This is a genomic window from Chitinophaga sp. YR573, from assembly GCF_900110995.1.
Taxonomy (GTDB): Bacteria; Bacteroidota; Bacteroidia; order Chitinophagales; family Chitinophagaceae; genus Chitinophaga.
The window spans coordinates 43,673-66,711 of the sequence record NZ_FOJF01000003.1; the positions used below are offsets into that span (position 1 = coordinate 43,673).

General features: G+C 38.7%; 23 protein-coding genes. 9 read left to right on the forward strand and 14 right to left on the reverse strand.

What is annotated here, in order from left to right; translation table 11 throughout:
- Positions 1–89 precede the first annotated feature (89 nt).
- Positions 90–4,418, forward strand: coding sequence for a DUF6443 domain-containing protein (locus BMW86_RS26580; RefSeq protein WP_255373017.1), 4,329 nt, complete (start codon positions 90–92; stop codon positions 4,416–4,418).
- A gap of 74 nt (positions 4,419–4,492) precedes the next feature.
- On the forward strand, positions 4,493–5,089 hold the full coding sequence (locus tag BMW86_RS26585) for a hypothetical protein (RefSeq protein ID WP_089785902.1): 597 nt from the start codon (positions 4,493–4,495) through the stop codon (positions 5,087–5,089).
- Between the two features lie 456 nt (positions 5,090–5,545).
- On the opposite strand, the gene BMW86_RS26595 is transcribed toward BMW86_RS26585, so the two are convergent.
- Positions 5,546–5,788 (reverse strand): hypothetical protein, encoded by a 243-nt coding sequence (locus tag BMW86_RS26595; protein ID WP_089785906.1) that lies wholly within the window; start codon positions 5,786–5,788, stop codon positions 5,546–5,548.
- Positions 5,789–6,463: 675 nt separating this feature from the next.
- Between BMW86_RS26595 and BMW86_RS26600 the strand changes: the two genes are divergently transcribed.
- Positions 6,464–7,972, forward strand: a complete 1,509-nt coding sequence (locus BMW86_RS26600; RefSeq protein ID WP_089785908.1) for a glycoside hydrolase family 18 protein — start codon at positions 6,464–6,466, stop codon at positions 7,970–7,972.
- A 478-nt stretch (positions 7,973–8,450) separates the two neighbouring features.
- On the opposite strand, the gene BMW86_RS32900 is transcribed toward BMW86_RS26600, so the two are convergent.
- The 3 genes from BMW86_RS32900 to BMW86_RS26615 form a co-directional block, all read right to left on the reverse strand.
- On the reverse strand, positions 8,451–8,786 hold the full coding sequence (locus tag BMW86_RS32900) for a hypothetical protein (protein WP_177189408.1): 336 nt from the start codon (positions 8,784–8,786) through the stop codon (positions 8,451–8,453).
- 252 nt (positions 8,787–9,038) lie between these two features.
- Positions 9,039–9,701 carry a putative polyvalent protein kinase domain-containing protein gene (locus BMW86_RS26610; protein WP_089785912.1) on the reverse strand — a complete coding sequence of 221 codons (663 nt, stop codon included), beginning with the start codon at positions 9,699–9,701 and terminating at the stop codon, positions 9,039–9,041.
- Between the two features lie 301 nt (positions 9,702–10,002).
- Complete coding sequence (locus BMW86_RS26615; RefSeq protein ID WP_089785914.1) at positions 10,003–10,341, reverse strand: EthD domain-containing protein; 339 nt, start codon at positions 10,339–10,341, stop codon at positions 10,003–10,005.
- Positions 10,342–10,440: 99 nt separating this feature from the next.
- Between BMW86_RS26615 and BMW86_RS26620 the strand changes: the two genes are divergently transcribed.
- Positions 10,441–10,791 (forward strand): winged helix-turn-helix transcriptional regulator, encoded by a 351-nt coding sequence (locus BMW86_RS26620; protein ID WP_089785916.1) that lies wholly within the window; start codon positions 10,441–10,443, stop codon positions 10,789–10,791.
- A gap of 104 nt (positions 10,792–10,895) precedes the next feature.
- Here BMW86_RS26620 and BMW86_RS26625 read toward each other — a convergent pair whose 3' ends face one another.
- The 5 genes from BMW86_RS26625 to BMW86_RS26645 form a co-directional block, all read right to left on the reverse strand.
- Entirely contained in the window at positions 10,896–12,062 is a 1,167-nt protein-coding gene (locus BMW86_RS26625; protein WP_177189409.1) for an alpha/beta hydrolase-fold protein, read from the reverse strand.
- A 244-nt stretch (positions 12,063–12,306) separates the two neighbouring features.
- Positions 12,307–12,882: a DUF6273 domain-containing protein gene (locus tag BMW86_RS26630; RefSeq protein ID WP_089785920.1), complete on the reverse strand. Its 576-nt coding sequence runs from the start codon at positions 12,880–12,882 to the stop codon at positions 12,307–12,309.
- A 191-nt stretch (positions 12,883–13,073) separates the two neighbouring features.
- Complete coding sequence (locus BMW86_RS26635) at positions 13,074–13,361, reverse strand: hypothetical protein (RefSeq protein ID WP_143056708.1); 288 nt, start codon at positions 13,359–13,361, stop codon at positions 13,074–13,076.
- A gap of 136 nt (positions 13,362–13,497) precedes the next feature.
- On the reverse strand, positions 13,498–14,361 hold the full coding sequence (locus BMW86_RS26640) for a DUF2911 domain-containing protein (protein ID WP_177189410.1): 864 nt from the start codon (positions 14,359–14,361) through the stop codon (positions 13,498–13,500).
- Between the two features lie 164 nt (positions 14,362–14,525).
- On the reverse strand, positions 14,526–14,942 hold the full coding sequence (locus BMW86_RS26645) for a DoxX family protein (RefSeq protein ID WP_089785926.1): 417 nt from the start codon (positions 14,940–14,942) through the stop codon (positions 14,526–14,528).
- 497 nt (positions 14,943–15,439) lie between these two features.
- Between BMW86_RS26645 and BMW86_RS26655 the strand changes: the two genes are divergently transcribed.
- The 3 genes from BMW86_RS26655 to BMW86_RS26665 all read left to right on the forward strand — a co-directional run bounded on the left by BMW86_RS26655 (position 15,440) and on the right by BMW86_RS26665 (position 17,310).
- Complete coding sequence (locus tag BMW86_RS26655; protein ID WP_089785931.1) at positions 15,440–16,009, forward strand: Crp/Fnr family transcriptional regulator; 570 nt, start codon at positions 15,440–15,442, stop codon at positions 16,007–16,009.
- A gap of 246 nt (positions 16,010–16,255) precedes the next feature.
- On the forward strand, positions 16,256–16,930 hold the full coding sequence (locus tag BMW86_RS26660; RefSeq protein ID WP_089785933.1) for a type 1 glutamine amidotransferase domain-containing protein: 675 nt from the start codon (positions 16,256–16,258) through the stop codon (positions 16,928–16,930).
- Between the two features lie 74 nt (positions 16,931–17,004).
- Entirely contained in the window at positions 17,005–17,310 is a 306-nt protein-coding gene (locus tag BMW86_RS26665; protein ID WP_089785935.1) for a putative quinol monooxygenase, read from the forward strand.
- A gap of 146 nt (positions 17,311–17,456) precedes the next feature.
- Here BMW86_RS26665 and BMW86_RS26670 read toward each other — a convergent pair whose 3' ends face one another.
- The 4 genes from BMW86_RS26670 to BMW86_RS33405 all read right to left on the reverse strand — a co-directional run bounded on the left by BMW86_RS26670 (position 17,457) and on the right by BMW86_RS33405 (position 20,011).
- Positions 17,457–18,125: a hypothetical protein gene (locus tag BMW86_RS26670; protein WP_089785937.1), complete on the reverse strand. Its 669-nt coding sequence runs from the start codon at positions 18,123–18,125 to the stop codon at positions 17,457–17,459.
- A gap of 22 nt (positions 18,126–18,147) precedes the next feature.
- Positions 18,148–18,816: a hypothetical protein gene (locus BMW86_RS26675; RefSeq protein ID WP_089785938.1), complete on the reverse strand. Its 669-nt coding sequence runs from the start codon at positions 18,814–18,816 to the stop codon at positions 18,148–18,150.
- 198 nt (positions 18,817–19,014) lie between these two features.
- Positions 19,015–19,533: a hypothetical protein gene (locus tag BMW86_RS26680; RefSeq protein ID WP_089785940.1), complete on the reverse strand. Its 519-nt coding sequence runs from the start codon at positions 19,531–19,533 to the stop codon at positions 19,015–19,017.
- A 325-nt stretch (positions 19,534–19,858) separates the two neighbouring features.
- Positions 19,859–20,011, reverse strand: coding sequence for a universal stress protein (locus BMW86_RS33405; RefSeq protein WP_143056760.1), 153 nt, complete (start codon positions 20,009–20,011; stop codon positions 19,859–19,861).
- 164 nt (positions 20,012–20,175) lie between these two features.
- Here BMW86_RS33405 and BMW86_RS26685 point away from each other — a divergent pair, with 164 nt between their 5' ends.
- Positions 20,176–21,186 (forward strand): hypothetical protein, encoded by a 1,011-nt coding sequence (locus BMW86_RS26685; RefSeq protein WP_089785943.1) that lies wholly within the window; start codon positions 20,176–20,178, stop codon positions 21,184–21,186.
- Between the two features lie 436 nt (positions 21,187–21,622).
- Complete coding sequence (locus BMW86_RS26690) at positions 21,623–22,006, forward strand: hypothetical protein (protein ID WP_089785945.1); 384 nt, start codon at positions 21,623–21,625, stop codon at positions 22,004–22,006.
- 115 nt (positions 22,007–22,121) lie between these two features.
- Here BMW86_RS26690 and BMW86_RS26695 read toward each other — a convergent pair whose 3' ends face one another.
- Positions 22,122–22,808 carry a hypothetical protein gene (locus BMW86_RS26695; RefSeq protein WP_089785947.1) on the reverse strand — a complete coding sequence of 229 codons (687 nt, stop codon included), beginning with the start codon at positions 22,806–22,808 and terminating at the stop codon, positions 22,122–22,124.
- Between the last annotated feature and the right edge of the window lie 231 nt (positions 22,809–23,039).

Sequence of the window (23,039 nt, forward strand, 5' to 3'; positions counted from 1 at the left end):
CGTGTCTGTGCAAGTTGAATTTGTCCGCACAGACAATCCAACCAGTCATTCCAGTTACTAGTAGTAGACCATCAGCTTCTCCTGTTACGGTGCCTGCTGCATATTCTGGTACATCTGTTAACTATGTACGTGTATGGGAACCTAATATGCCGACAAGCGATACAAATGTGGTCCTTTCAGCTGCACGTACTATCGCTGAAGTAAAACAGGCAACAAAATATTTTGATGGTATGGGGCGACCTTTACAAAGCGTAATAAAGGGAACCAGCCCGGGAGGAAAGGATATCGTAACGCCTGTTGTCTACGATTCATTGGGAAGAGAACAATATAAATACCTGCCTTATGCACAGCAAACCGGTAATAGCAGTGATGGCAAATTTAAAACAGACCCTTTTAATAGTCAAAAGATATATTATCAGAATGCCAGCCTGAATCCTAATGTCGCAGGTGAAACAGTTTATTATAGCGCTGTAACTTATGAGGCGTCACCCTTAAACCGGGTTCTAAAGGTTTATGCACCCGGAAACAGCTGGGCTAAGGAAGGTGGCAATCATCCTACGGAAAATCAGTACCAGATTAATACACTCGCCGATTCAGTACGAATCTGGAGTATGGGTACGGACCTTCCAGTAAGTAATAATATTTATGCTGCCGGTAAATTGTATAAGAATATTACGCTGGACGAGTCAGGAAGTAAGGCCATTGAGTATACGGATTTACTGGGACGTATTGTGTTGAAAAAAAGCCAGTTGTCAGCTGCTCCCGGTACGGGACATATAGGATGGTTATGTACTTACTATGTGTATGATAATTTAAGTAATCTGAGAGTAGTTATTCCTCCGTTGGCGACTGAAATCAGTATGCGGTTAGCTTGGAATTTAAGTACTGTAGCTAATGAATTGTGCTTTCAATATAAGTATGATAGCCGTAACCGATTGATGGCTAAAAAAATACCTGGTGCCGGAGTTGTTTATCTCATCTATGATGTCAGAGACCGGCTGGTTTTTACACAGGATAGCATTCAGCGAACAAAGAATCCCCAAGAGTGGTTTACCACTTTTTATGATGACTTGAACCGTCCTACCATGACGGCTATTTATAAGGCAAATACAACCCCGTCTTCTTTACAGGCTAGTTTAAATACGGCTGTTTCTGGAACACAAAGTATTTCTTATACCTATCCTGGTATAGCGAATCTTATTCTAGGCAACTATAATGGTGACAGTAGTTACACTGCTACTCAAAGTATCGAATTTCAAACAGAATTCGATACAGGAAGTGGAGCTACCGTGACTGCCTCTATAAATTCGGCTGTTACTGGCGGCACGACAAACTTGATGGTTACCAACCCCTTGCCTTCCATAGCAGCTAGTGATCTTACCCCACTTGCTTATACATTTTATGACGATTATAGCTATGCCGGTGCTTTAAGTTATCAAACCGCAGATCTTGGTAAACCGGATGCTGGAGTAGGTTCCTATCCTGTAGCACTACCAACTGCTTTTAATGCCAGGATCAAAGGAATGGTAACAGGGACTAAAGTACGTATATTGGATAGTGACCAATGGCTTACATCTACTATATACTATGATGGGCTGAATAGAAATATACAGGTTTCGTCTGAAAACAGTGTCGGTGGCAAAGATATAGTTACTAATCTTTATGACTTTGAGGGAAAGCTTTTGAGCAGATATTTAAGGCATACTAATCCAAGAAGCATTGGCATTCCACAAGTTTCCGTGTTAACTATGCTGGCTTATGACGCTACAGGTAGGCTATTAACTGTCAAAAAACGATTGAATGATGTTACAGGTCAGGACAAAACGACTGTGGCAAACACTTACGATGAACTCGGTAGGCTCAAACAAAAGAGGCTGGGAGTAACAGGCACTAATACACAGCTGGATTCTCTGAACTACAGCTACAATTTGCGGGGCTGGATGGACGGCATCAATAAAACGTTTGTGAATACCACCGGTAGTAATGTAAACTATTTTGGTCAGGAAATAAACTATGACAATGGTTTTACCATTAATCAGTATGATGGCAATATTTCAGGAACCAAATGGAAAAGTAAATCTAACGGTATTGCGCGTGCTTACGGCTACAGTTATGACAACAATAACAGGCTAACAGCGGCAGACTTTTCACAACAGAACACCAGTGGCGCAGCCTGGACAAAGGACTTGATGAATTTTACGGTAAGTAACCTTAACTATGACGCCAACGGAAATATCATCACATTAAAACAAGTTGGATTAGTTGGGGCTGCGATAGACACTATAGATAGGTTGACCTATACGTATGCTTCCGGAAGCAATAAGTTAATGGCCGTTTCAGATACAAGTCATACAGCTAATGCAAACCTGGGCGACTTTATTAATGGGACTAATTCAGGAAACGACTATGCTTATGATGGTAATGGTAATTTGACCGTTGATCAAAATAGGGGCAGTGCGATTACGTATAACCATCTTAATCTTCCCGCTACTATTTCGATTGTAGGTAAAGGCAGCATAAGTTATCAATATGATGCTACTGGTAATAGACTAAAGAAAACGGTGATAGATTCCAGGGTATCTCCTGTAAAAACAACTGTAACAGATTATGTTAATGGATTGGTCTATAAACAAGATACGCTTCAATTTATTGCACATGAAGAAGGCCGTATCAGACCTGTTTATAAAACCGGTCAGGCTGTGAGTTATAGTTTTGATTATTTTGAAAATGATCAACTTGGTAACGTAAGATTAGTATTGACTGACCAAACAGATTTTACGATGTATACCGCTACGATGGAAACCGCAGTAGCCGCTACAGAAACCGCATTGTTTAGTAATATAGATGAAACCAGAACTGAAACGCCGTCAGGATATCCCAAAGACCAGGATACAGCTCGTAATGCTTCTGTGGCAAAATTGAATGCAAAATCGGGCAGCAGAAAAATTGGTCCTTCGTTAGTATTACGTGTAATGGTAGGGGATACTGTCAGAATGCATGCACGGGCATTTTATAAATCAGTAGGGCCAAACGATCAATCGACGCAGCATCCCGCAGAAGAGATGATAGCTGGTCTTTTACAGGCATTTGGTGGTCATGTTACTAATGATGCACATGGTTCGGAACTGAGTAATAATACGCCCTTAAATAGTAGTTTTTACAATGGGGATTATCAGCGGTTAAAACAGAGAGAGCCGGATGGTACTGCCTCCAACCGGCCTAAGGCATATTTAAATTTTGTTTTATTTGATGATCAGTTTAAATTAGTAGACGAAAATAGTGGTGTACGGCAAGTGAAGGCCACTCCGGATGAACTTCAGGAGTTGGGCACCGATCAGATGGTGGCCGCTAAAAGTGGTTTCCTATATGTTTACACCAGTAACGAAACCGAGCAGGATGTATTCTTTGATAATGTAACCGTGGCTGTGGTTAGTGGTCCTGTACTGGAAGAAACCCATTATTATCCCTTTGGTTTAGCAATGACCGGAATCAGCAGTAATGCATTGAAAGGTATGAACTATCCTGAAAATCGTAAAAAGTTTAATGGAATAGAGTATACGGATGATCTGGATCTGGATATGTATGATGCGCAGTTGAGAAACCTTGATCCGCAACTGGGAAGATGGTGGCAAATAGATCCCAAACCTAGTGAGATCACTAGCCCCTATGCCGCTATGGCAAATAACCCATTGCTATATGCAGACCCGGTAGGCGACACGACCTGGGTGTTTGGCGCAAGTGGACAGTATTTGGGAGTTATTAATGATAATTTAACCAATCAAGTTCATTTTATGGAGAATAGTGATCCTAATACTCCTGCATTTGATGCAAGTAAACTTAGCCTCAAAGCGGCAAATAAACTTGGACAGGCGATGAGAGATGTGTCCATTGCATTTATGGGTGGTAATACTGCTGCCCAATTAAAATCTATTTCTAGTCGCGCTGATAAAGAAAGGAAAGAAATTGCATTTGTTGGCACAATAGGAGACGATAAGGAGATACGTATTACGGCTATGCCAATGGATAAATCTAATAAGGTAGATAGAGTTGACATTTCTGGGCAAATTGAAAAGAATTATTCAAAGCAAGAACAATCTGATCTCTTCCTTTTTGGACATGTGCATGATAAAGCAGCGGGTGAACCAGTTTTATATCCTACTGCAAAAGAAAATCAACTATTTCTTGGCGAACCAACCTCGTATAAAGGACTTTTTGATTATCAACCGGCATTATACAGAAGTCCAAATGCAACAAGCCAGGGCAGATCTGTTGCGCTCATAGCAACATCTTATGGTGTTACAGTGTATGGAACGGGTGCTAGCGCAAAAACAATATCAGGTACTTTAATAGTAGAAGATCCTGTTTATGCAAATCAACCTAAATCCTATCTCATATACAGTAATATAAAAGGTAAGTGATAGTATATGTTGAGTTTTTATATGAGATATTCTAAAAAACGTTATTTATAGCTTTTAACTTCTAAACGTAAACTATGAGACGAATCTATTTTTTAATTTTAGCTTTATTCTTTGTTTCCTGCAAACAAAAGGTCGTTGATAATAAGGCTGTTGATAACAGTAAAACTGATTCGACAGCAAAATTTGTATTATCGCTGTTAGACCCGTTTTCACTTCCGCTTAGTAAAAATTTTCCAGATAGTAATACTTTGCTTTTTGTCTGTGCACCAAGTTTTGGAACATCTTTCACCATATTGTGCCAGAAAAAGAAGGATGGTATTCGTGGTGTTTTATATGAAGTGGCGCCTGTTAATCATACTGCAGTATGGCATTTTGAAAATGGGGATAGAAAAGCTCTTCCATTTAATGGCTATTCTTTTAATATTGAAGGAAACTCAATGCAATTTAGTAGCCTGATCAATAATGCAAGAAATGCTATGAAAGAAAAATCAGCTATTAAGCAAGAGGGGGCGAGATGTTTTGATGGAACTTCTTATTACCTGGTATGCGATAAAAAATTAATAGCAGCTGATGATTGTAAAGATAGCATTTTTACAAAATTTTCTATCTACCTACAGGATTCGTTGATAAATAAATACGTAAAGATAGATGTAAGTAAAGCGATCAATTAACCAAGGGGTATTAAATTTTAAGTTCAGCCAAAGCCCTTTTATACAAATGGTTTTGCCTAATAAATGTCTGAATTTCAGATAAATCATCTGCATACTGGTTCGAACTTCGTCCCCAGTAGCCCGCTAAGCGGGACAAATCATCTTCAGTATGATTTGTCCCGTTTTCGTTTTCGGGGGGATTACCCGATAGGTGGGTAATACGGGCCCCCCTCTTTCTCCGCAGAAATTATAAAAGCCTTCAAGGCTGGGCTAAAAGAAGATCACCTTTGTCATGCTACCAAATAAATCTCCCTTCTCCAAATGCAGTGTATGATTTGTCATTCTTCTTGTCTGTAAGAATAAATTTGTACTTATGCGCTTCAATATTTTCAAAACAAAAATGGCCGTTATCCAGGTCTTTGATCATTAGTTCATATCCTTCTCCATTTATTGCAGACCTAATTCTTCTTTTGGTAATTACCCCCAATTACATTCATCCTTTTTGTAAATAATTAATCCAATCTCATCTTGCGGAAGGCCTTTGAGCTGAGCGGCATAGTTTGCTTCATTTTCTTCGGTGATAATTTTTGTAAGCTTGCCTTCGCTACCCATATTATTGAAGACCTTTAAAATAACATGAGACTTTTTTCTGATTTCCAAAGTTAGTGGTTCATGGGTTACTCTTTTTCTTGCCCATTCAGCAACTCTTGAAGCCTTCAATAATGGATTGTTTATCCTGTCGGCATCTTACCCACCTTGTATAGGTTAAGCAGCTTTTACTAAAATAAAAGTCTTGGCCGGGTACCTCATTTTTGAACTTTTTCATTGGAACTGTTGTTTCAATAGTGAATAACAGTCGGAAATTATATTATGATCGTTTAGATCATATCCCTCAAATTAGTTGATTATTAATCAAATCACTCTTTGAATTATTTGCTCCATTTATTTCATGTCACTTAAAATTCTCATTCTATGATAACCTTTTCACTGGCGATCTTGGCATTTGTTTCTTTAGTAATGAAAGCCCAGAGTACTATCCACTAGTAGGTTATAACAACTACGCCTGATGGCCGATATACATGGGAACTTCAATTCAAACAGGAATTAGGTTATGCTGAGATAGCTATCGCGATGAAGGCAATGTGCTATACCTGCCTACACCTAATTTATCTTATCACAGGTGAGGAAGAAGCCGATCCCCTGGGAAGAGCCCAACGTGTGCACTGACGATCAGTAAGGAGATGAACAATTACGTGATAGTAATACCACGGCAGCAGAAATAACATCATGGCTTATAAATGTCGTGTTGCAGCGTTATACAGGTTGTTGTGCTTTGCCTAACAATATACAGCACATTTATAAATAAATATTTTTTCACCCAAAATTGCGAATGCTATGAAAAACAAACAGAACATCACTAGTTCAAAAAGCGCCCTTGCTCATAACAAACAGGTAATAGGGTACATTACACAGTATGATGCCTGGAAAGATATTCAGGACATAGTGCCCAAAGCAGGGTACACCCACGTGAACGTGGATTTCAGCCAGTATACCATACTTAACTTCTCTTTTTTCGGTGTGGCAAGGGACGGTTCCCTGCACAGCGGCGATTTTCGAAACAAGCAGATCTATGACCCCGGCCAGGTACAGGAACCAGCGCCTATGTTATATGAAGACCCATACAGTAGTTTTGATCTTTGGATATTGTACGGAGAGCTGGATACGGTCTGGTATATCGGCACGGATCATTGGGCCTATCAATTGGGTTACAGGAACAACCCCGGTTCATGTGAAGGCTCTGATGGCTGGTTGAATGTAAATAGTCAGCTTAGGGGGTGTTATCCTCTCGTTCTGCCGAAGCCCGGTGGTGAGCCTGGTCTACTACAAAAAGGTAAGGATGAAGGTGTAAAGGTGATGGCTTCTATCGGAGGCTGGAGTATGTGCAAACACTTCCCGGAAATGGCTAAGGATAACACCAAAAAGAACCGCTTCCTGGATGATTGCGAAAAGCTGATCAGTATGGGTTTTGATGGGATCGACATTGATTGGGAATACCCGAATGGCAGAGGAATGAATATTATCGACTACGGTGAAGTGGACTATAACAACTTTGCCCAGTTGATGGACGATATTCGGGAAAGAATCGGAAGTGATAAGCTCTTAACGGCTGCCTTCTCCGCTGTTCCTGAGCTTTTATCCGGATTTGACTGGGCAAGGCTGAACAACAGCATGGATTATTTCAATATGATGACCTACGACTTCAACGGCGGGTTCTCGGATATAGCCGGGCACAACTCACCCTTATACGATTACCCAGGCCAGGAAGCGTCCAACAGGTCACTGGATGCATGCATACTTGCCCTGAGAAACTTCGGCGTTAACATGAGCAAGGTAACCGCAGGTATCGCAACTTATGGACGGGGTGTAATTACCCAGGGACAAGCAGCTCTCAATTCACCACTCGTAAAACGTAATGAAACCGTAGACCCAGACGGGCCGATCGAAACCGGCTCAGATTTCGACCATTGGCCAGAAACTCAAGGTACGCCCTATTATAGCATGGTGCTGCACCGCGCAACCGTGGTCAATGGCTGGACGGAACATTGGGACGACAATGCCAAAGTGCCATACCGTACCAAGGACAAATACTTTATCAGCTACGATGACGAACGCTCTGTTGGGGAAAAAGCAGCATATATCATTGACCAAGAACTGGCAGGCTGCATCGTATGGCAGGTATTTGGCGACATGCTGAATATGAGCTCCCAGATAGTGCCGATCGTTCCTGACAAACTGGTGCACTGCCCCAATACGCGCACACCACTGGTAAACAAGATAAATGAGGTATTTACCAGTGGAAAGGAAGCTGCTATGGCTCCTCTTACCTCATCAGCCAATGGCTAAGAATTCGCGCGCCAGACATTATAAGATGTTGCAAATAGAACTGATACAAATAATACCCGCTCTGGTAGCTACCAGAGCGGGTATCCCTGTTTTGGAATTTCAAAATAATACAGGCAAATTATCAGATCAAATAATACGCTAAAAAACAAAAATCAATATAAATAATTAACTATCAACAATCTGTCATGCCGTCAATCATTCTTTTCCTTCTAAGTTTGTTTTCATAGTTGCTCGCAAGGAACTGCATGTTCCGACTAAAAACACCACTTTCATCTTTAACGCTGGAAGAACAACGAATTGCAAATCCCTCGAATTTCATTTGACATGATTTATTTGAATATCATGCTTTTTGAAAAGGATTTTACCTATTTTAACAGACTCACATGATCTTAGAAGTTTCACTAATTAATACTTGCAATGATTTTTGAATTTACAGCAGCCCCAGGTTTTGACTTTATCACACTGTTTGCAAAACAGATCAATGCCCCTGTGAGAGATAATTTCCTGGTAATTCCAGGTCTGGAACAGATAAACAAAATACCGTATTACAGCAGCAAATCAGTACTTTATCCGTATCCAGGAGCGCAGAATTTTTATTGATTCCTGTTGCTCCTCCTGAGCCAATAATAATACAATTATTAATTTCAATATCATTATTTGATATCCTAATTCCATGTTGGGAAACTGGAAAATCTAACGCTCCGCTGCTCAAATAGTGCCTGGAATAATTACGCGAATTGTCTGTCGAAAGGAGCGAGAATGTTGGATCGTCATATATTTCAATTTCCAGATTTCCAAATTTCAGCTTTATCATTAGAGTTTAAATGAGTGATAACCAATTTTAAATATAGTAAATAATGTTCATGCTCTTCTAATTGCCAGAATGTTGCATTGGGAAATTAACATCAGGGAAGTCGACATGTTTGGGTCAAGTTCTAAACAATATGTAGCTGGTTCTGCCTAAACATATTTGACACTATTCATAGTATTAGAAAATTTTATCTCGACTAAGTTTTGGGGATTACAATAAACTTGTGGCGATCACGTAATACCTCTAATCTTTACTCTATTGAAAGGCTGTATAGAATACCGTATCAATAAAGAAAAGTGTATTGGCTTTCACGATAACGTTTTCATCATGTATATCTTCGAGAATCAATCCTAACTCTTTATTGTAATAGTTATTTGTAGAAAGTCCATTCCTTAACGTATTTTCAAAACCATTGTATGCCAGTAAATTTTTAACATCGGCCAGATCAACTGCATCGTCAGATGTAACAAACGGTTGTTTTAACACGGTGTAAAATGTATCTTCGATTTCAATAAATCCAAGAAGACTATAAGCTGTATTGGGGAAAAGAAGATTGTGAATTACAATACTGTTAAAGAACTCCAACCAGGTAGCATAATAAATTCCATCATTTAGTTTAATTACACTATTAGTTTCTGCTTCAAAATAAACTTTGGATTCACCACCTCTGGCAAGATATTGGGATTCGTTTGGGGCTTGTTTTATCGAAAGATTTTTTTCCGACGCATAGGTTTTTAAGAATTCGACCTGCTCTTTTTTTGTGATTGCTTTACTTTCGAAATCTCTTTTAACCGTTGTACTTGTGCTAAAGCTTGCGCATAGGATATTCCTGGTTGCTGTGCAATTATCTGCTGCCCCCTCAATGATAACTCCGTCAATGATATTTTTAAGTTTGCTTCTGGTATCATTAGTATCCATTTGAAGTAAAACTACTAAAAATCAAGGAAATTTTGAATTCCATGTCGGATATGCCTTATAATAGGCTGATTTTCAATAAAATAAGAATATTCTTAACTAGACCTAATTGAAAAATTGCGTCCTTTAAACTACAATTTTGTTTAAATAATCTCGTGGGCCAACAAGAAAATTTTCTCCAGATCTACCATGAAAAGGTTCGAAAGTTGTCCCTCTTTGCCCGCACTTAATAAGCCTCCAGATTTTACATCTGGAGGCTTTTAACGTTTGAATTCGTTGCTTTAATAATTTGTAGTTCCGTTTTTTAGGCTTTAATTATTGTCTCATTAGTTACCATTATTACAACATTGGCGATATCAAAAAAGTTAATATGGTCGGGATTTACTTTGTTCAAAAAGTTTTCGCTCGAAAAGAATTGTTGATAATCGTCAAATGAATCAAAATATATATCTGTTATACCATCATATATAGGTGCAGGAAAACCCGGTGCTTCTACCGGATGATTTACAACATACCTGCGTACGTATTGCTTCGTCTCGGGTATGGAAGCAAATAAAGGAGCATGTTTATTTTTGTGATAATCCACAAATTGTTCAAAGCTCATCTCAGGAATTCTTTTAATTAAAAATGAAAACTTAATCATATTTTTATTTATTTATATCAAAATTATTTCAAATCATGCCTTAGGGCAAGTACGCATAAATTAATCCCTATAAGGGTGGAGGCACTATACATATCGAATATGAAATATGAGAAGAAAATTCCGCTTCGGAAAGACTGCGGGCTTCATTTATTCAAAGAATTATTGAACGGAAAATGGAAACTCATGTTGATTTACTATATATCAACAGGACTTAAAAGACCGGGGGAATTACAACGAAAAATTGGCACCGCGGATAGGCGTGTTCTGGCTAATCAACTGAATGAATTGGTATTGCACAGTTTTGTCAGTAAAGTCATTTTCGATACCAAAGTTCCTAAAGTAGAATACGAACTTACAGATTTAGGGAAAAGTTTACTTCCTATCATTTTAAATTTGGAGGCATGGGGTGAAAACAACAGGGCCGTGCTGGAAAAAGCTCTTCCGGTGTGAGTTAAAACATTTAACGAAAAGGCTGCCACGATCTGTGTTGGCATTTTTCATTTTCAAACTGTACATAGACATTTGTTGGTGTCCTCACAGACACTGAGTTATAATCACTTTAGTTTTTCTTTTAATTCTGCTGAGCTTGGATCGAGTGTGGCTGCTTTCTGGTAATAACTCAGCGCCTTTTTTCTGTTTCCTTTTTTCACATAAACATCTCCTAGTGTGACAAGTGTTTTAGAGGAGGTAGGGTATACATTCGTAAGCATTTCTAAAAGGCTGATGGCATTATCAAGGTTTTCAGGTTTGCTCGCCAGCCACAATGCCCAGTCGTAGATATTCTTCTCGTTTGGTAAAATGGTATATCCATATAGTTTCGTCAGCATGGTATAATGCTTTAAGATCCATTCACCACTCACTTCTTTTTCGCTTATAGGCGGAAGCGCCCAGGGTTTAAAGATAAATCGCAACGCTTCTGCATAGGCAAACAGGGGTTCACTCATGTGACTCTCTTCCGGATAGTAAACATATTTATTACTCATGCCGGATAAAGCTCGCGTGTTTATCAATGAATCAAACGTTAAAAGGTCTGAATGAAATGTGGATTTATCGTCAAGCCCTTCATTGCCATCGCTGTAAAAAAGAATTTTATTGAGTGTAGTGCCTTTCTTTAATTTTTGATCAGCGAGTTTCAATAAATAACCGTGGTCCCACCAAAAGGAAGGACTTACTGCCACATAGGCATTGAATAACTCAGGCCGCGTCAGCAGACAATTAACCACAGTGATCCCACCAAAGGAATGACCAGCAAATATTTTGAATGGCTGTGTTTTATAATGAGAATTAATATAGGGCATCAATTCATTTTGTATGAATTGAAAAAACTTTTCATTATCTCCGCTAGGTTTCAGCCTCGATGTGGCAGTTGTATCCGCTTTTCCATAATAGTCGATGACGGAATGCGTTGGAGTAAGGTCACGCACACGGTTAGTATTCACAATTCCCACAACGATCATTTCCGGCATGACATTCACATCCCAGCGACTCAAGTAAATACATTGCTGTGAAACGAGATCGAAATGACTTTCGCCATCCAGCAAGTACAACACCGGATATGCCGCTTCCGGCTTTGTTGGGTTCATTGGATATTGAATGTAAATAGAACGATTCTCTCCCAAAACTTTGGACTCAAGAGTAATGCGATCAATGCTGACCTGGTCGTTACCTTGCGCGAGGAGGAAGGCTGGAAACAGCTGAAAAATAAAAAGGATGTGCTTCATAGTGGTCTTTATGAAAGTTGTCATTAGTTGTCTGGATGAAATGGCTGCCAACGGGCAGGTATTGCCGGTGGTGGGGAATTTTATATTCTTCCACCCGGAGCCACTGCCTGGCTTTTGATAAAGTTAAATATTAAGAACTAAAGTTAGGCTTTATTCGTCAAGCCCCGAACCATAGTACAACAGAATTAACGCTGCTGATTGTTTCAATGTCAGGGCATATCTGAAGGCTTTCTTATTTAGTGATTTAATCCATTTTCAGCCATAATGCTGGACGAACACCACCACCATCTCTGGGCTTACCATGAACCCCATTACCACGAACGTAGACATGCCCATGCGAATTGACACTCGCACCAGTTCGTCCATAATAGCCGGGTGACCGTAAGCGCCACCAGTGGAAATCGTCTCCTGATTTTGCCTGTCTGTTACCATTATTTTCGTCGTCTATAGACCATTTCTGTCTCCCCTTATTCTGCAACCTTGATATGCTGTCACCAAAATATGTGCATACCTCTTCCAGACTTAGTAAAAATAAGTAGTCATTAGTATCATCTCCTCCTTTCGTTTTAAACCATGGGTTACCTGGATTAGTGTTAGTGATCTTAATAATCCGTGCTTTTTCACTTTGGCTAAATTGATTGTAGATTTTATCGTTCAGGTACATTCTTAATTCACAATCTGCCCAGGTGATATCTGCAAACCTACTATGATACCACCGAAGTTCGATGATATCTTTTGTAACGATGAGCGCTTTGCAATCTTTAATGTCAAGCACCTGCCAGCTATACCCTCCAAAAATTATTATGTCGTCTTTAACCATGTTTATTTTATTCAGCACCAATAATATCGTGACTACTTTTAGCGGGTTTTCAAATTTATTTCACCAATAATCACTCCTTTAAACACATAAAATTAATGCCACTTGACCGGTTGTATGGCAAATAACCCATGCGGCCTGCGTTTGAGGTAGCTACTATACTGTAATATAGCAATAACGTTGCTGTAGATTGTTTAGTATTTCTTTAATTCTACTTCTAAAGAATCATATTCCTTTTGAAGCTTAATTAACGCAACTGATTTTTTTCCATCAGTTGAAACAAACTCTTCTGCAATTTTCTGGCGTTTTGCGGAATTGGTATCAGTTTCCTTTACACTTTCTAAACTGTCTAACTTTTTATAGTAAAATGTTTTTACCTCTTCCATCTCTTCCTTAATAGTTTGTTGTCTATTTACAATTGTTTCTTTCTTGTTTTCACAAGAAGAAAGTATAATGATACTTAGCAAAAGAAAAAATCTCATAAATTTTGATTTTAATAACATTTTGAATTTTTATGCCTGAAATGTACTCCTCAAATTGTATTTAATAGCAGGATGCCAAATTGCTATTTCACACAGTATATTTCCGCTATTATACGCTTCCGATCAATGATTTATTCTAATTTTTTTGACGCTTAAAAAACTCAATTCGTTTCTTATACTCCGTTTCACTTTGTTGCTTTGTCCTGGAGTCCCAATTTGTTCTCTTTTGATCTATTGAAATAGCCAGAGTAGCACAGTCAATCGCTTCTTCATATTTCTTTTGCATTTCCAGAATGTCAACTTTTTGCCTGTAGTACCAGGATTCCCTTTTCATTGCAATTGCCTTGTCAATGAGTACCACCGCTCGATCCAAATCCTTATTTAGGTAGTAATAGTACTCTGCAGCCTCCGCGTATTCGTCTGAATTTTGTGACTTATCTGTCAACAGATATTGTTGAATAAAATCATTGACTAGTTTGTCTGATTCTGTTTTTACCTGGAATGAAATCTGGGTATTCTCCCACGAAAGGTAGACGATGGCATTGTTTGGTACTATGTCGATGTCTATGGTTAGTGATTCGTAGTATCGATCTGTCGGGTGTGCCTTTACTTTGAATCGAATTATATCCTTTGTCGCGTCGTACGACGTTACTCCGTAAAGAGTCGTGTCCTTATTCAATATCACAGTCCATTCGCTGGTGCCTGGAATAGTAAAGATTGAGTAAGTCCCTTTGCTTATGTTTTTATTGCTGATAACAACAGGCTTACTGAATCCAATCTTTGTACAATTTCCTGCACCAGTTCTCCACAATTTGTCGTACTTGACTAATTCGCCAAATACTTTGCGCCCTCTGGCTGCTGGTCTCTCGTAGTCTACTGAAATGTTCGTTAGTCCAATCTTTTGCTCAATTCTTCCTTTCGGACTTAGACTAGGAAAGATTGTTTGTGAAAAAGAAACAAATGGCACAGTTAGAAAAAATATAATTAAAAGTGTCCTCATTTTTAGTCTTTTTCGATACCACAATCTCGGACAGCACCTTGCCCATAACATTTTATTTCCGTTACTATACACTACTTTCATAAGAAAAAAAATATTACAATCTTTGCCTGCAGATAAAATGGAATAATTAAGTATGATTATGCTTGGTTATTCCCATTTCTCTTTTACAGTTGCTTTTTAAACAGAAGGCAATCAAGACTCCATTTGCCTGAACCTGCAAAAAAGAATGTCGCAAATAATAATAGCAATAAGAATGGCAATGTCTCTTCTCCTAAAATCTTTGCGTTTCCCATTATAAAAGTTATAACTGACATGTTTATAAGCAACAGAATAGATACAACCCTTGTAAATAGCCCAGGAATCAGGAAAATTCCCCCCAATAATTCTGTTGTTTTCCCAACATAGGCCATGAATGAGGGAAGAGGAAAGTGGATATCTTTTAACCATGCTGTATTCCCCTGCATGTGGTCCTTGTTGAAAACTTCCAATCCGTATTTCATTATAATAATACCGGTAATCACCCTGAGAATAACAAGCCATTTATCAAGGTAGAGGCTGGAAGTAAATAGTTTTCTGATCATAAGTTAATGTTTAAAATGATTTTGATAAGGCAAACCTAATCTAGCTCATTTTGAAACCCGGAAATTAATTGTAAAAAAGTGTAAATTGTAATGTAAAATCTTTGTAAACATGCATTCACGGGTGTTTTCACTGATTGGAATCATCGTTGTCCCTGCTACAATTTTGGCTTTTATTAATATGAAAACGTCTACTTCTTTTGATGAAGCTGGAACTAACAGCAAAAGAGTCAAAACTGCCAGGCATATTTACGCGCGATCAGAATCAGCTTATTGATCGGAATAAATTACTGAAAGAAGGATGGGAGGATGAAGGGGAATTCCTCTGTAATTTCTTCAATTTTACATCTTCTTCATTAAATTTGCCTATATTATATAGTAAGGTAATCAATAATTGTGTTTACTTTATTTTAATACACCCGTTATTGCAGTTCCAATATACAGAACTGCAGCTATAGCTTTCCCGGAAAGGGATGTTTATAGTTTTGTAATAATAAAACATGGAAAAACTAAGAAAACATATTGAGGCAATAACACCTTTAAACGATGAGGAATTTGAGTATATCAAAACTTTTTTTTCATTAAAAAAGGTACGAAAAAAACAATACCTCATTCATGAAGGAGATGAAGTGAAATATGAATATCTGGTAATAAAGGGCATTTATAAGGTGTTTTATATTGACAATGATGGGAAAGAACATATTTTGCAGTTCGCCCAGGAAAACTGGTGGATGTCTGACTATATTGGTTATTTTAAGCAAAAGCCTGCAAGCATGTTTGTTGAATGTTTAGAGAACGGTGAGGTACTGTGCCTGACACTTTATGGGAGAGAAAAACTATCTGCTGATCTTCATAAAATGGAACATTTTTTCAGGTTAAAGCTTACCAATGGGTTTGTTGCTTTACAACAAAGGATAGCATTATTACTTTCGAGTACACCGCAGGAACGTTATGAAGAGTTTTCACAATGGTATCCTGATTTGCTACAAAGAATTCCTAAAAAATATATCGCAGAATTTCTCGGTGTTAGCCGTGAAACATTAAGCAGGTTGCACTCTGATAGCAAGTAAGGGAAATACTTTGGCATTCTCCCTTCATAATGCCGGTTATATTATTTCTAATGAATCTGTTCTTCAAATTCCAATACAATGATCTTTCTCCCCGGATGAAGTCGATGCCGTCATTCTGAAAATGTGTGATTTGGATCACTCGTTAATTGTGATTCAGATCCTTTCTCTATGCCTTCCACGATAGTAATTTTGTTGTATAAAAATTATTCAATTAGATAATTGCATTACAATTAAAATTATTTAAAGATGAAAATTCTGATCATTGTTTCAAACGCCAATACTATTGGTCCTAATAACAGAAGAACAGGTGTCTTTTTACCTGAAGTGGCACATCCTTATGCCGAATTCAGCAGAGCGAATTACCAGATAGACTTTGCGAGCTTAACAGGCGATACGCCATATTTAGATGCACTTAATCTGGCGGATGATCCTGATAACCTGTCGTTTTTAACTGGCAAAGGATGGGCCTCGATGCAAAAAGCAGTTAAACTTTCAGATGTAGATGTTAGCGGTTATGATGCTATTTTTGTACCTGGTGGTTTGGCACCTATGGTTGATATGGCCGAGAATCCATTGCTTAAAAAGGTAATCGCAGAAACATATGAACGTAATGGTGTCGTTGGTGCAGTTTGTCATGGTCCGGTGTCTTTCCTGAATGTAAAACTTAGTGACGGGTCTTATCTGGTCAATGGCAAGAACATGGTTTCTTTTACAAATGAAGAGGAGGAGAACTATGCCAGGGCAGATGTGCCTTTCTATCTGCAAACAGCGCTCACTAACCAGGGAGCAATATACCATACTGCAGCCCCGTGGTCTGCTAACAGCATTGCAGATGACAATCTTGTAACTGGCCAAAACCCTGCCTCAGCTAAAGGGGCAGCCGAGAAAATGATTGCTATTTTAGAATCTTCGAAAGCATAAGTTCCTCATAACATTGCTCCTTTTTTGGAAGAGCAGCAATACTAAAATTTATTACATAAACTAAATATCAAAAAATGAATGAGATCCCTGTTTATACATTTGCCAAATGGCAGGTTAAAGAAGGTCAGTTGGATAGCGTGTTGAAACTTCTTACTGAAGTGGCTGAGCAAAGTAGCAAGGAAGAAGGGAATTTATTTTATAAAATCCACCAAAGTAAATCTGACGCAAACACATTGATATTATTTGAGGGATATACGAATGAAACTGCGTTGGAAGGACACCGCAATTCGGAACATTTCAAAACGCTGGTCATTGGAAAGATAATTCCAAAACTTGAAAACAGGGAAGTTATTATAACATCACAGCTTATTCCTGATTAGAGGTCATTCCATGGGGAATCTTAGTTTATTACCAATCCAATGAGGTCTTTCATCTGATAGTTTTGTTTAGAATGAGTTTGGTTAATAAATGCCTGGATAAAAAGAAGGAGCCGTTCCTTTCAGGGAACGGCTCTCATAATAAATCTTTACAGAATTACAGTCCCAAATGGCGGACAATAAGGAGGGCATGGTACACCACCATCTATAATCGGTGGATCAACGAACAGCATGCCTGCGCCTGTTGTCAACTGACATTTGCCAATTGCATTTTGTGCAGCATCCACTGGTACCAGTACAAATTTATGATCTCCATCTTTAGCAATACCATTGAACAAACGAATGCCTGCACAACCGGGAGCACTCAGTAATGTTTCAAAAGCTTCTCTGCCATATAAATTTGACTTGATAGTACCCGGTTTCAGATCCTGGTATGCTTTGATCATATCAGTAGCAACATCTTTACTGATAAAGTCACCTGTTTTATCAACATTACAATTACTCTCCCAGGGGTTATAATAAGGACTGATGCTTCCCTTACCTGCTATCACAGTAGTGATGTTTACGTTGTGGTTGTCTACAGCTACCAGCACTATTGAGTGATGACCTTCATGCATGGCATTTACTAAACGTATGCCTGCACAACCTGGAACGTTTAGTAACTTGTCAAACAATTCCCTGCGGTATAGAACAGCTCCGATACCATCGGGTGTCTGATGTTGATAAGTTGCCATCATTTCAAGGGCTTCGGTCATCGTAACGATGCTGCCGATTTTGCTGATGTTGGAAAGTAAGAGTCTTCTTTTCTGTGTGATCATAAATGGAAATTATGGGAGGGGATTATAAAACAGCGAGATCAGGTTGCGGACAATAAGGAGGGCAGGCCAACGTACCATCTCCAACAGGGAAATCAATGAAAAACATACCTGCATTTGTTGTTAGCTGGCATTTAACAATAGCATGATGCATAGCATCTACAGGTACCAGTACAATTTTTTGATCTCCTTCAGCAAAACCATTGAACAAACGAAGTCCTTCACAACCGGGAGCACTCAGTAGTGTTTCAATAAGTTCCCTGCCACATACATTTGACTTGGTGGTACCGGGATGCAGATCCTGATATTCTTTGATCATGTCAACAGCATCTGTTGTGCTGATGAATTCACCTGTCTGGCAAATTACGGGACAGTTTGTTTCCCATGGGTTATAATAAGGGCTGATGCCACCCTTACCTGCTATGAGAGCAAGGATGTTTTTGTTGAAACTGTCTACTGCTACCAGCAGAGGAGTGTGTGTCCCTTCATGCATAGCATTTACTATGCGGATGCCTACACAACCCGGAACGCTTAGTAACTTATCAATCAGTTCTTTGCTGTACAAAACGGCGCCTATGCCATTGGGCACCTGGCTTTGATAGGTTGCCATCATTTCAATGGCTTGGGTGAGGGTAATGAGCTCACCGATTTTCTCAATGTTGGACAGGAGAAGTTTCCTTTTCTGTGTGATCATAATGAGGATGTTTAGGAGGGTTAAATAATAATTTGTCTTCTTCTTGGCACTTCCTTTATTTGGGCAATTACAGCTGTCGGGTTGACCATTCTTTTGAGGAATGGTTTAGATAAGATACTTATTTTCCTTTGTATAAGCAAAAAAAATCCCTGAATTGTTAGTAAAACAACTCAGGGATGATCTATAATAACATGATACCTAGCTTTTTTCGCTATGACTCATCTTACCAACATACTTACCAGTAATGGTATGTTTGCTGTATTTAAGATTGTAACTTACTCCATAACCATCGTCTGTCTTTTTAACAGTAACGACGCCACTCACCAGCTTATCTAATATAGCTCCTGACTGCGGATACGCTACACCATTTTTGTAAGTATATCCAAGATATACGGCTGCGTATTTGAAGTTTTTAACAGGATTGTATCCTACAGAGTCTGAACTGGAGTAGGTGTAAGTCTGGCCATCAGCCAGAATCATAGAGTCGAGGTGAATATATACCTGACTGGCAGTACCTGTAAAAGTACTCGTTACGGCATCTGAAAAGATAAATCCATTTGAATATTCACTTCCGAGAGTAGTAAGTATGGTGGTATCACCCTTGCCTTCACCCATAGTGAATGAACTTACTGTGCCGAGTGTTGCTTTGTCATTGTTTTTTTTGCATGCAACTAAAAGCAAGGTTGCTGAAAGCAAACCAAGTCCTAATTTTTTCATAGGTAATTTGTTGTTTGAATTGTGATTTTACGGTTTTCTGATATGGTATAAAATATTGGGTCGGTTAACTATAATTATAGTTTTTTTGCTGATTGCGATGCAAATGTATGAAGAATTTATAATTTGTATGCTGTTGCTTAGTAATTAAAGTTTTGATATTTGGAATTTATTTTATTAATATCCAGGCTGACATCTCCATTTCTAAATGCCTCATTATTAAATAACTTTGAAAAATGTTGAGTAAACAGGAGGTTATAATTATTCAGCAGAAACTTTGTACGCAGGTCATTTTAGTACCCATATGCTTTTTAAGATTTTAATTTGATTAATTATCTCCTGGTAAAATTATAACAGGTACTGTTGGATGCCAGCAGATATGTACCACAACACTTTTGTGAAATAAGTCTATGAGTAGATTTCTTGACCTTGATGTTAAAACCAGTAAGTTGATGTGATGATCTTTTACAAACTGATTAATTCCAGTTTCAACATTTTAAATACCGTTTTTTAATGGTAAAACTATGGGGAAATTATACGATTATTGCAATGATATCAAATGCAATAGGCTTATGATCAGGCAGTAATTTATACTGCAGGCTTGTTAGTCGTACTAAAATGATTTGTTAAATCTCAAAAAAAACCATGGAACAAAATCAACACAGCCCACAACAATCATTTATTCCCGCAGGATGGATTGGCGGATTTTCTACACAACCCCCCGAACAACCCTATCCAAAGTCCGAACTTCTTTCATCCCTCCCTTTTGAAGGAAATATGGATCACATTCCAAGTATTAACCGTATGTTAAGGGCTAAGTGGCCGGAATTTAGCTGGGAGGTAATTAAAGGAGACCCCACTACAAGAAAGTATCAGATGTTTGCGCCGGATATATCCAGACTTGGGTATGATAATACAGGAAGAGTCTGGTCCATAATATGTCCTCAACAAGGTGTTTATTTTCCAACGGTTGGCGTTACGTTGAACGTTGAAGTTACTGTTACCGGAAACAGAGGTTGGATCAACGAGCTTGCATCTGTAGAAGATTTATTTGCAGCAGATGTAAAAATCCAACCTACAATTTGGTTCAGTTCGGACAGTGATAGTGGTTTTTTATGGGAACTGCTTCAGAAATTGAACAAAAAATGGTCTGACAAGTTACCCCTTAGCAAATCCAAAGGGATCAGGTTAAGTACATCTAATGAGGACGGCACCAATGACATAATTCAGGTACGGATGGGTGAATACCCTGATTACCCTTTTCCTGAACGAGCCAACCATTGGGGTGAGTATGCATGGGCCGTTGCAAATTTAGCAGTAACAATTGGGAGTATAAATTCGACTTCTGATTCAAAAGTGGACGATTTTAACAGCAAGGTCATGGAGCTTTTCAATTTGGGTTCCGGTAACCTGCTACAGGAAAACAATATTTTGATCTGGAACCTCTGGGCTGGGTCGCCTGAGTTGGTAAATCAGGAGGAATGGGCTGATCATGCAAATTATTGGCGGCATTCCATTGATGTAAACCATCGCCCACCTGAAGGTGAAGGGACCAGCATAACAGATATTAATGGAGCACCGTTTGACGTTAGCGAAATTAGTTTAGGAGTTAAAATTGCCGAATTTGCAGCATGGATTGCATGGCAGCTGGCATAAAGGAGCCACCTGAAAATATGCACTTTAGATCAGGTTGTTTTTAGCAGCTATTGTGTAGCTACTAATAGCAAGTGTTTAAATTCATTTCACTAATGAATTTCAGATAAATTATCTGCAAACAGGTTCGAACTTCGTCCCCGGTAGCCCGCTCTTAAAGGGTCACAGAAATGTGATCCTTTTTTCAGTATATTTGATAAAGACACGGATATGGCAAAGAGGATACTTTCTTTTAAAAGCAAAACGTTAGCCATTATATAAAGAAATGATAGGGAAGGCATTTCTGTAGAAGAGATTACAGAGAGACTTGTAAAAGAATACTTACAACCGGAAACTATTATAAAGATACCTGCACGGCCCTTGCCAGGACGATAAGCGCAAACCCATTAGAATGGCTGATCCCGGATAGTAATAATTATACCCCTCAAACCCTCATTGTATGAAAATGCTCCTTTTGATGCTTATGCTATTATCGACACCCAAAGCCGATAAGCCGCCGCATATTGCCGTCACTATTCAAAACACTACTACCAATACCGTAAACATTGGCCTGGCCTATTACGATGCCAGCAATAACTTCCTTGGCAGTGGTTCGCATAGCGTTGCGGCTAATGCATCGGCCACAGATACCCAAACTTTCGTAGCTTATAAGGTTGTTGTTACAGTAATCAGTGGCAGTTGTACCACACTGGATTTCTGGGATAGCAGTTATACTTACGACGGTGGCTGTGCATCTAATGTTGGTGGCGTAAGTGGTGGTACTTTTTATGCGTCCAGTTATATTAATTATGTTTTGCTGGTGAATAATAGGGGATGCCGCTAAAATAAAAGGCTTTCAACCTGAAAGCCTTTTTCTCCATAAACTTATCTGTCAGTTTCATGATAAGATCTGAAGGAAGGCTTCTGAAATAAATAAAGGCACTACGTTTAAAATATTACTACTTCCCGTCCATAGGAATTAGCCAGTCACTATGGTTAGCGAAAACCTTTGTCCGGTATTTAATTCCTTTAGGCGTACCGCCATCTGTATAATGTAAATGGCCGATTTGTCCAAAATACTGATCATTTAATCCAACACCAGCAACTACCATCACCTGCTCATATTCCTGCGTATCATACTCGTGACTTGTTCCAAGTGCATATTCATGATCACCAATATAAGTAGTAGCAACTACCGTAAATCTATGCGTGGAATATACAATGTTATCATTTTTGCCATGCTCCTCTCTATTATAATCTTTAGAGAAGTCATTCAGTAATGCCCACCTTTTGCTATCATCTGCCACTATTACCGTAGACTCATCCAGTCCATCTTTTAATCCACGCTGTACTGATCTAACCCTTGCATCAAGGCTACTAAACGATAAATGCCTTGCTGTAAAATCTTCAGAAAAGTCCATTTTGTTATAGTCCATCCATTTTTTATTCAGCTGGACAACCCCCGTATTTTTTAATTGAAAAGGAGTATTCGTACTGCGTGTATCTAAGGCAGAAACAGGCTGGTCCTGCATTGAAGATAATGATGGAGTAACTGCAGGGTAGCTTTTAGCAGCAGCAGAAATGTTATCTGCATTGGAATTGTTAGCAATAACGCGGTCTCTTTTATGATTGTAAATATTGGGCATAACAGTATTAACAATGTTCACTTCAAGATACGAAATTATACAATAATCTGTATTATACAGATTACAGCTTTAATCTGCTTATAGCTAATACGTGCTATGGCAGTCCCAGCTGAAAGAACGTATAATAGGGTTATTATTATGATGAGGGTTTATATGACATCGGTTAACAACAAATTTAAATCAAAAAGGGATAAATAGGGTAGTACCTCAGTTTGATTGCATAATCTTCGT

What these genes read in the sequence shown, in the direction of transcription:
- BMW86_RS26690 (WP_089785945.1), top strand. Translation starts at nt 21,623, where the DNA reads ATGAAAATGCTCCTTTTGATGCTTATGCTATTATCGACACCCAAAGCC.
- BMW86_RS26635 (WP_143056708.1), bottom strand. Translation starts at nt 13,361, where the DNA reads ATGAGATTTTTTCTTTTGCTAAGTATCATTATACTTTCTTCTTGTGAA.
- BMW86_RS26680 (WP_089785940.1), bottom strand. Translation starts at nt 19,533, where the DNA reads ATGAAAAAATTAGGACTTGGTTTGCTTTCAGCAACCTTGCTTTTAGTT.
- BMW86_RS26630 (WP_089785920.1), bottom strand. Translation starts at nt 12,882, where the DNA reads ATGGTTAAAGACGACATAATAATTTTTGGAGGGTATAGCTGGCAGGTG.
- BMW86_RS26665 (WP_089785935.1), top strand. Translation starts at nt 17,005, where the DNA reads ATGAATGAGATCCCTGTTTATACATTTGCCAAATGGCAGGTTAAAGAA.
- BMW86_RS26645 (WP_089785926.1), bottom strand. Translation starts at nt 14,942, where the DNA reads ATGATCAGAAAACTATTTACTTCCAGCCTCTACCTTGATAAATGGCTT.
- BMW86_RS26620 (WP_089785916.1), top strand. Translation starts at nt 10,441, where the DNA reads ATGAAATATGAGAAGAAAATTCCGCTTCGGAAAGACTGCGGGCTTCAT.
- BMW86_RS26685 (WP_089785943.1), top strand. Translation starts at nt 20,176, where the DNA reads ATGGAACAAAATCAACACAGCCCACAACAATCATTTATTCCCGCAGGA.
- BMW86_RS26610 (WP_089785912.1), bottom strand. Translation starts at nt 9,701, where the DNA reads ATGGATACTAATGATACCAGAAGCAAACTTAAAAATATCATTGACGGA.
- BMW86_RS26695 (WP_089785947.1), bottom strand. Translation starts at nt 22,808, where the DNA reads ATGCCCAATATTTACAATCATAAAAGAGACCGCGTTATTGCTAACAAT.
- BMW86_RS26615 (WP_089785914.1), bottom strand. Translation starts at nt 10,341, where the DNA reads ATGATTAAGTTTTCATTTTTAATTAAAAGAATTCCTGAGATGAGCTTT.
- BMW86_RS26600 (WP_089785908.1), top strand. Translation starts at nt 6,464, where the DNA reads ATGAAAAACAAACAGAACATCACTAGTTCAAAAAGCGCCCTTGCTCAT.
- BMW86_RS26655 (WP_089785931.1), top strand. Translation starts at nt 15,440, where the DNA reads ATGGAAAAACTAAGAAAACATATTGAGGCAATAACACCTTTAAACGAT.
- BMW86_RS26660 (WP_089785933.1), top strand. Translation starts at nt 16,256, where the DNA reads ATGAAAATTCTGATCATTGTTTCAAACGCCAATACTATTGGTCCTAAT.
- BMW86_RS32900 (WP_177189408.1), bottom strand. Translation starts at nt 8,786, where the DNA reads ATGATAAAGCTGAAATTTGGAAATCTGGAAATTGAAATATATGACGAT.
- BMW86_RS26625 (WP_177189409.1), bottom strand. Translation starts at nt 12,062, where the DNA reads ATGAAGCACATCCTTTTTATTTTTCAGCTGTTTCCAGCCTTCCTCCTC.
- BMW86_RS26675 (WP_089785938.1), bottom strand. Translation starts at nt 18,816, where the DNA reads ATGATCACACAGAAAAGGAAACTTCTCCTGTCCAACATTGAGAAAATC.
- BMW86_RS26585 (WP_089785902.1), top strand. Translation starts at nt 4,493, where the DNA reads ATGAGACGAATCTATTTTTTAATTTTAGCTTTATTCTTTGTTTCCTGC.
- BMW86_RS26640 (WP_177189410.1), bottom strand. Translation starts at nt 14,361, where the DNA reads ATGAGGACACTTTTAATTATATTTTTTCTAACTGTGCCATTTGTTTCT.
- BMW86_RS26670 (WP_089785937.1), bottom strand. Translation starts at nt 18,125, where the DNA reads ATGATCACACAGAAAAGAAGACTCTTACTTTCCAACATCAGCAAAATC.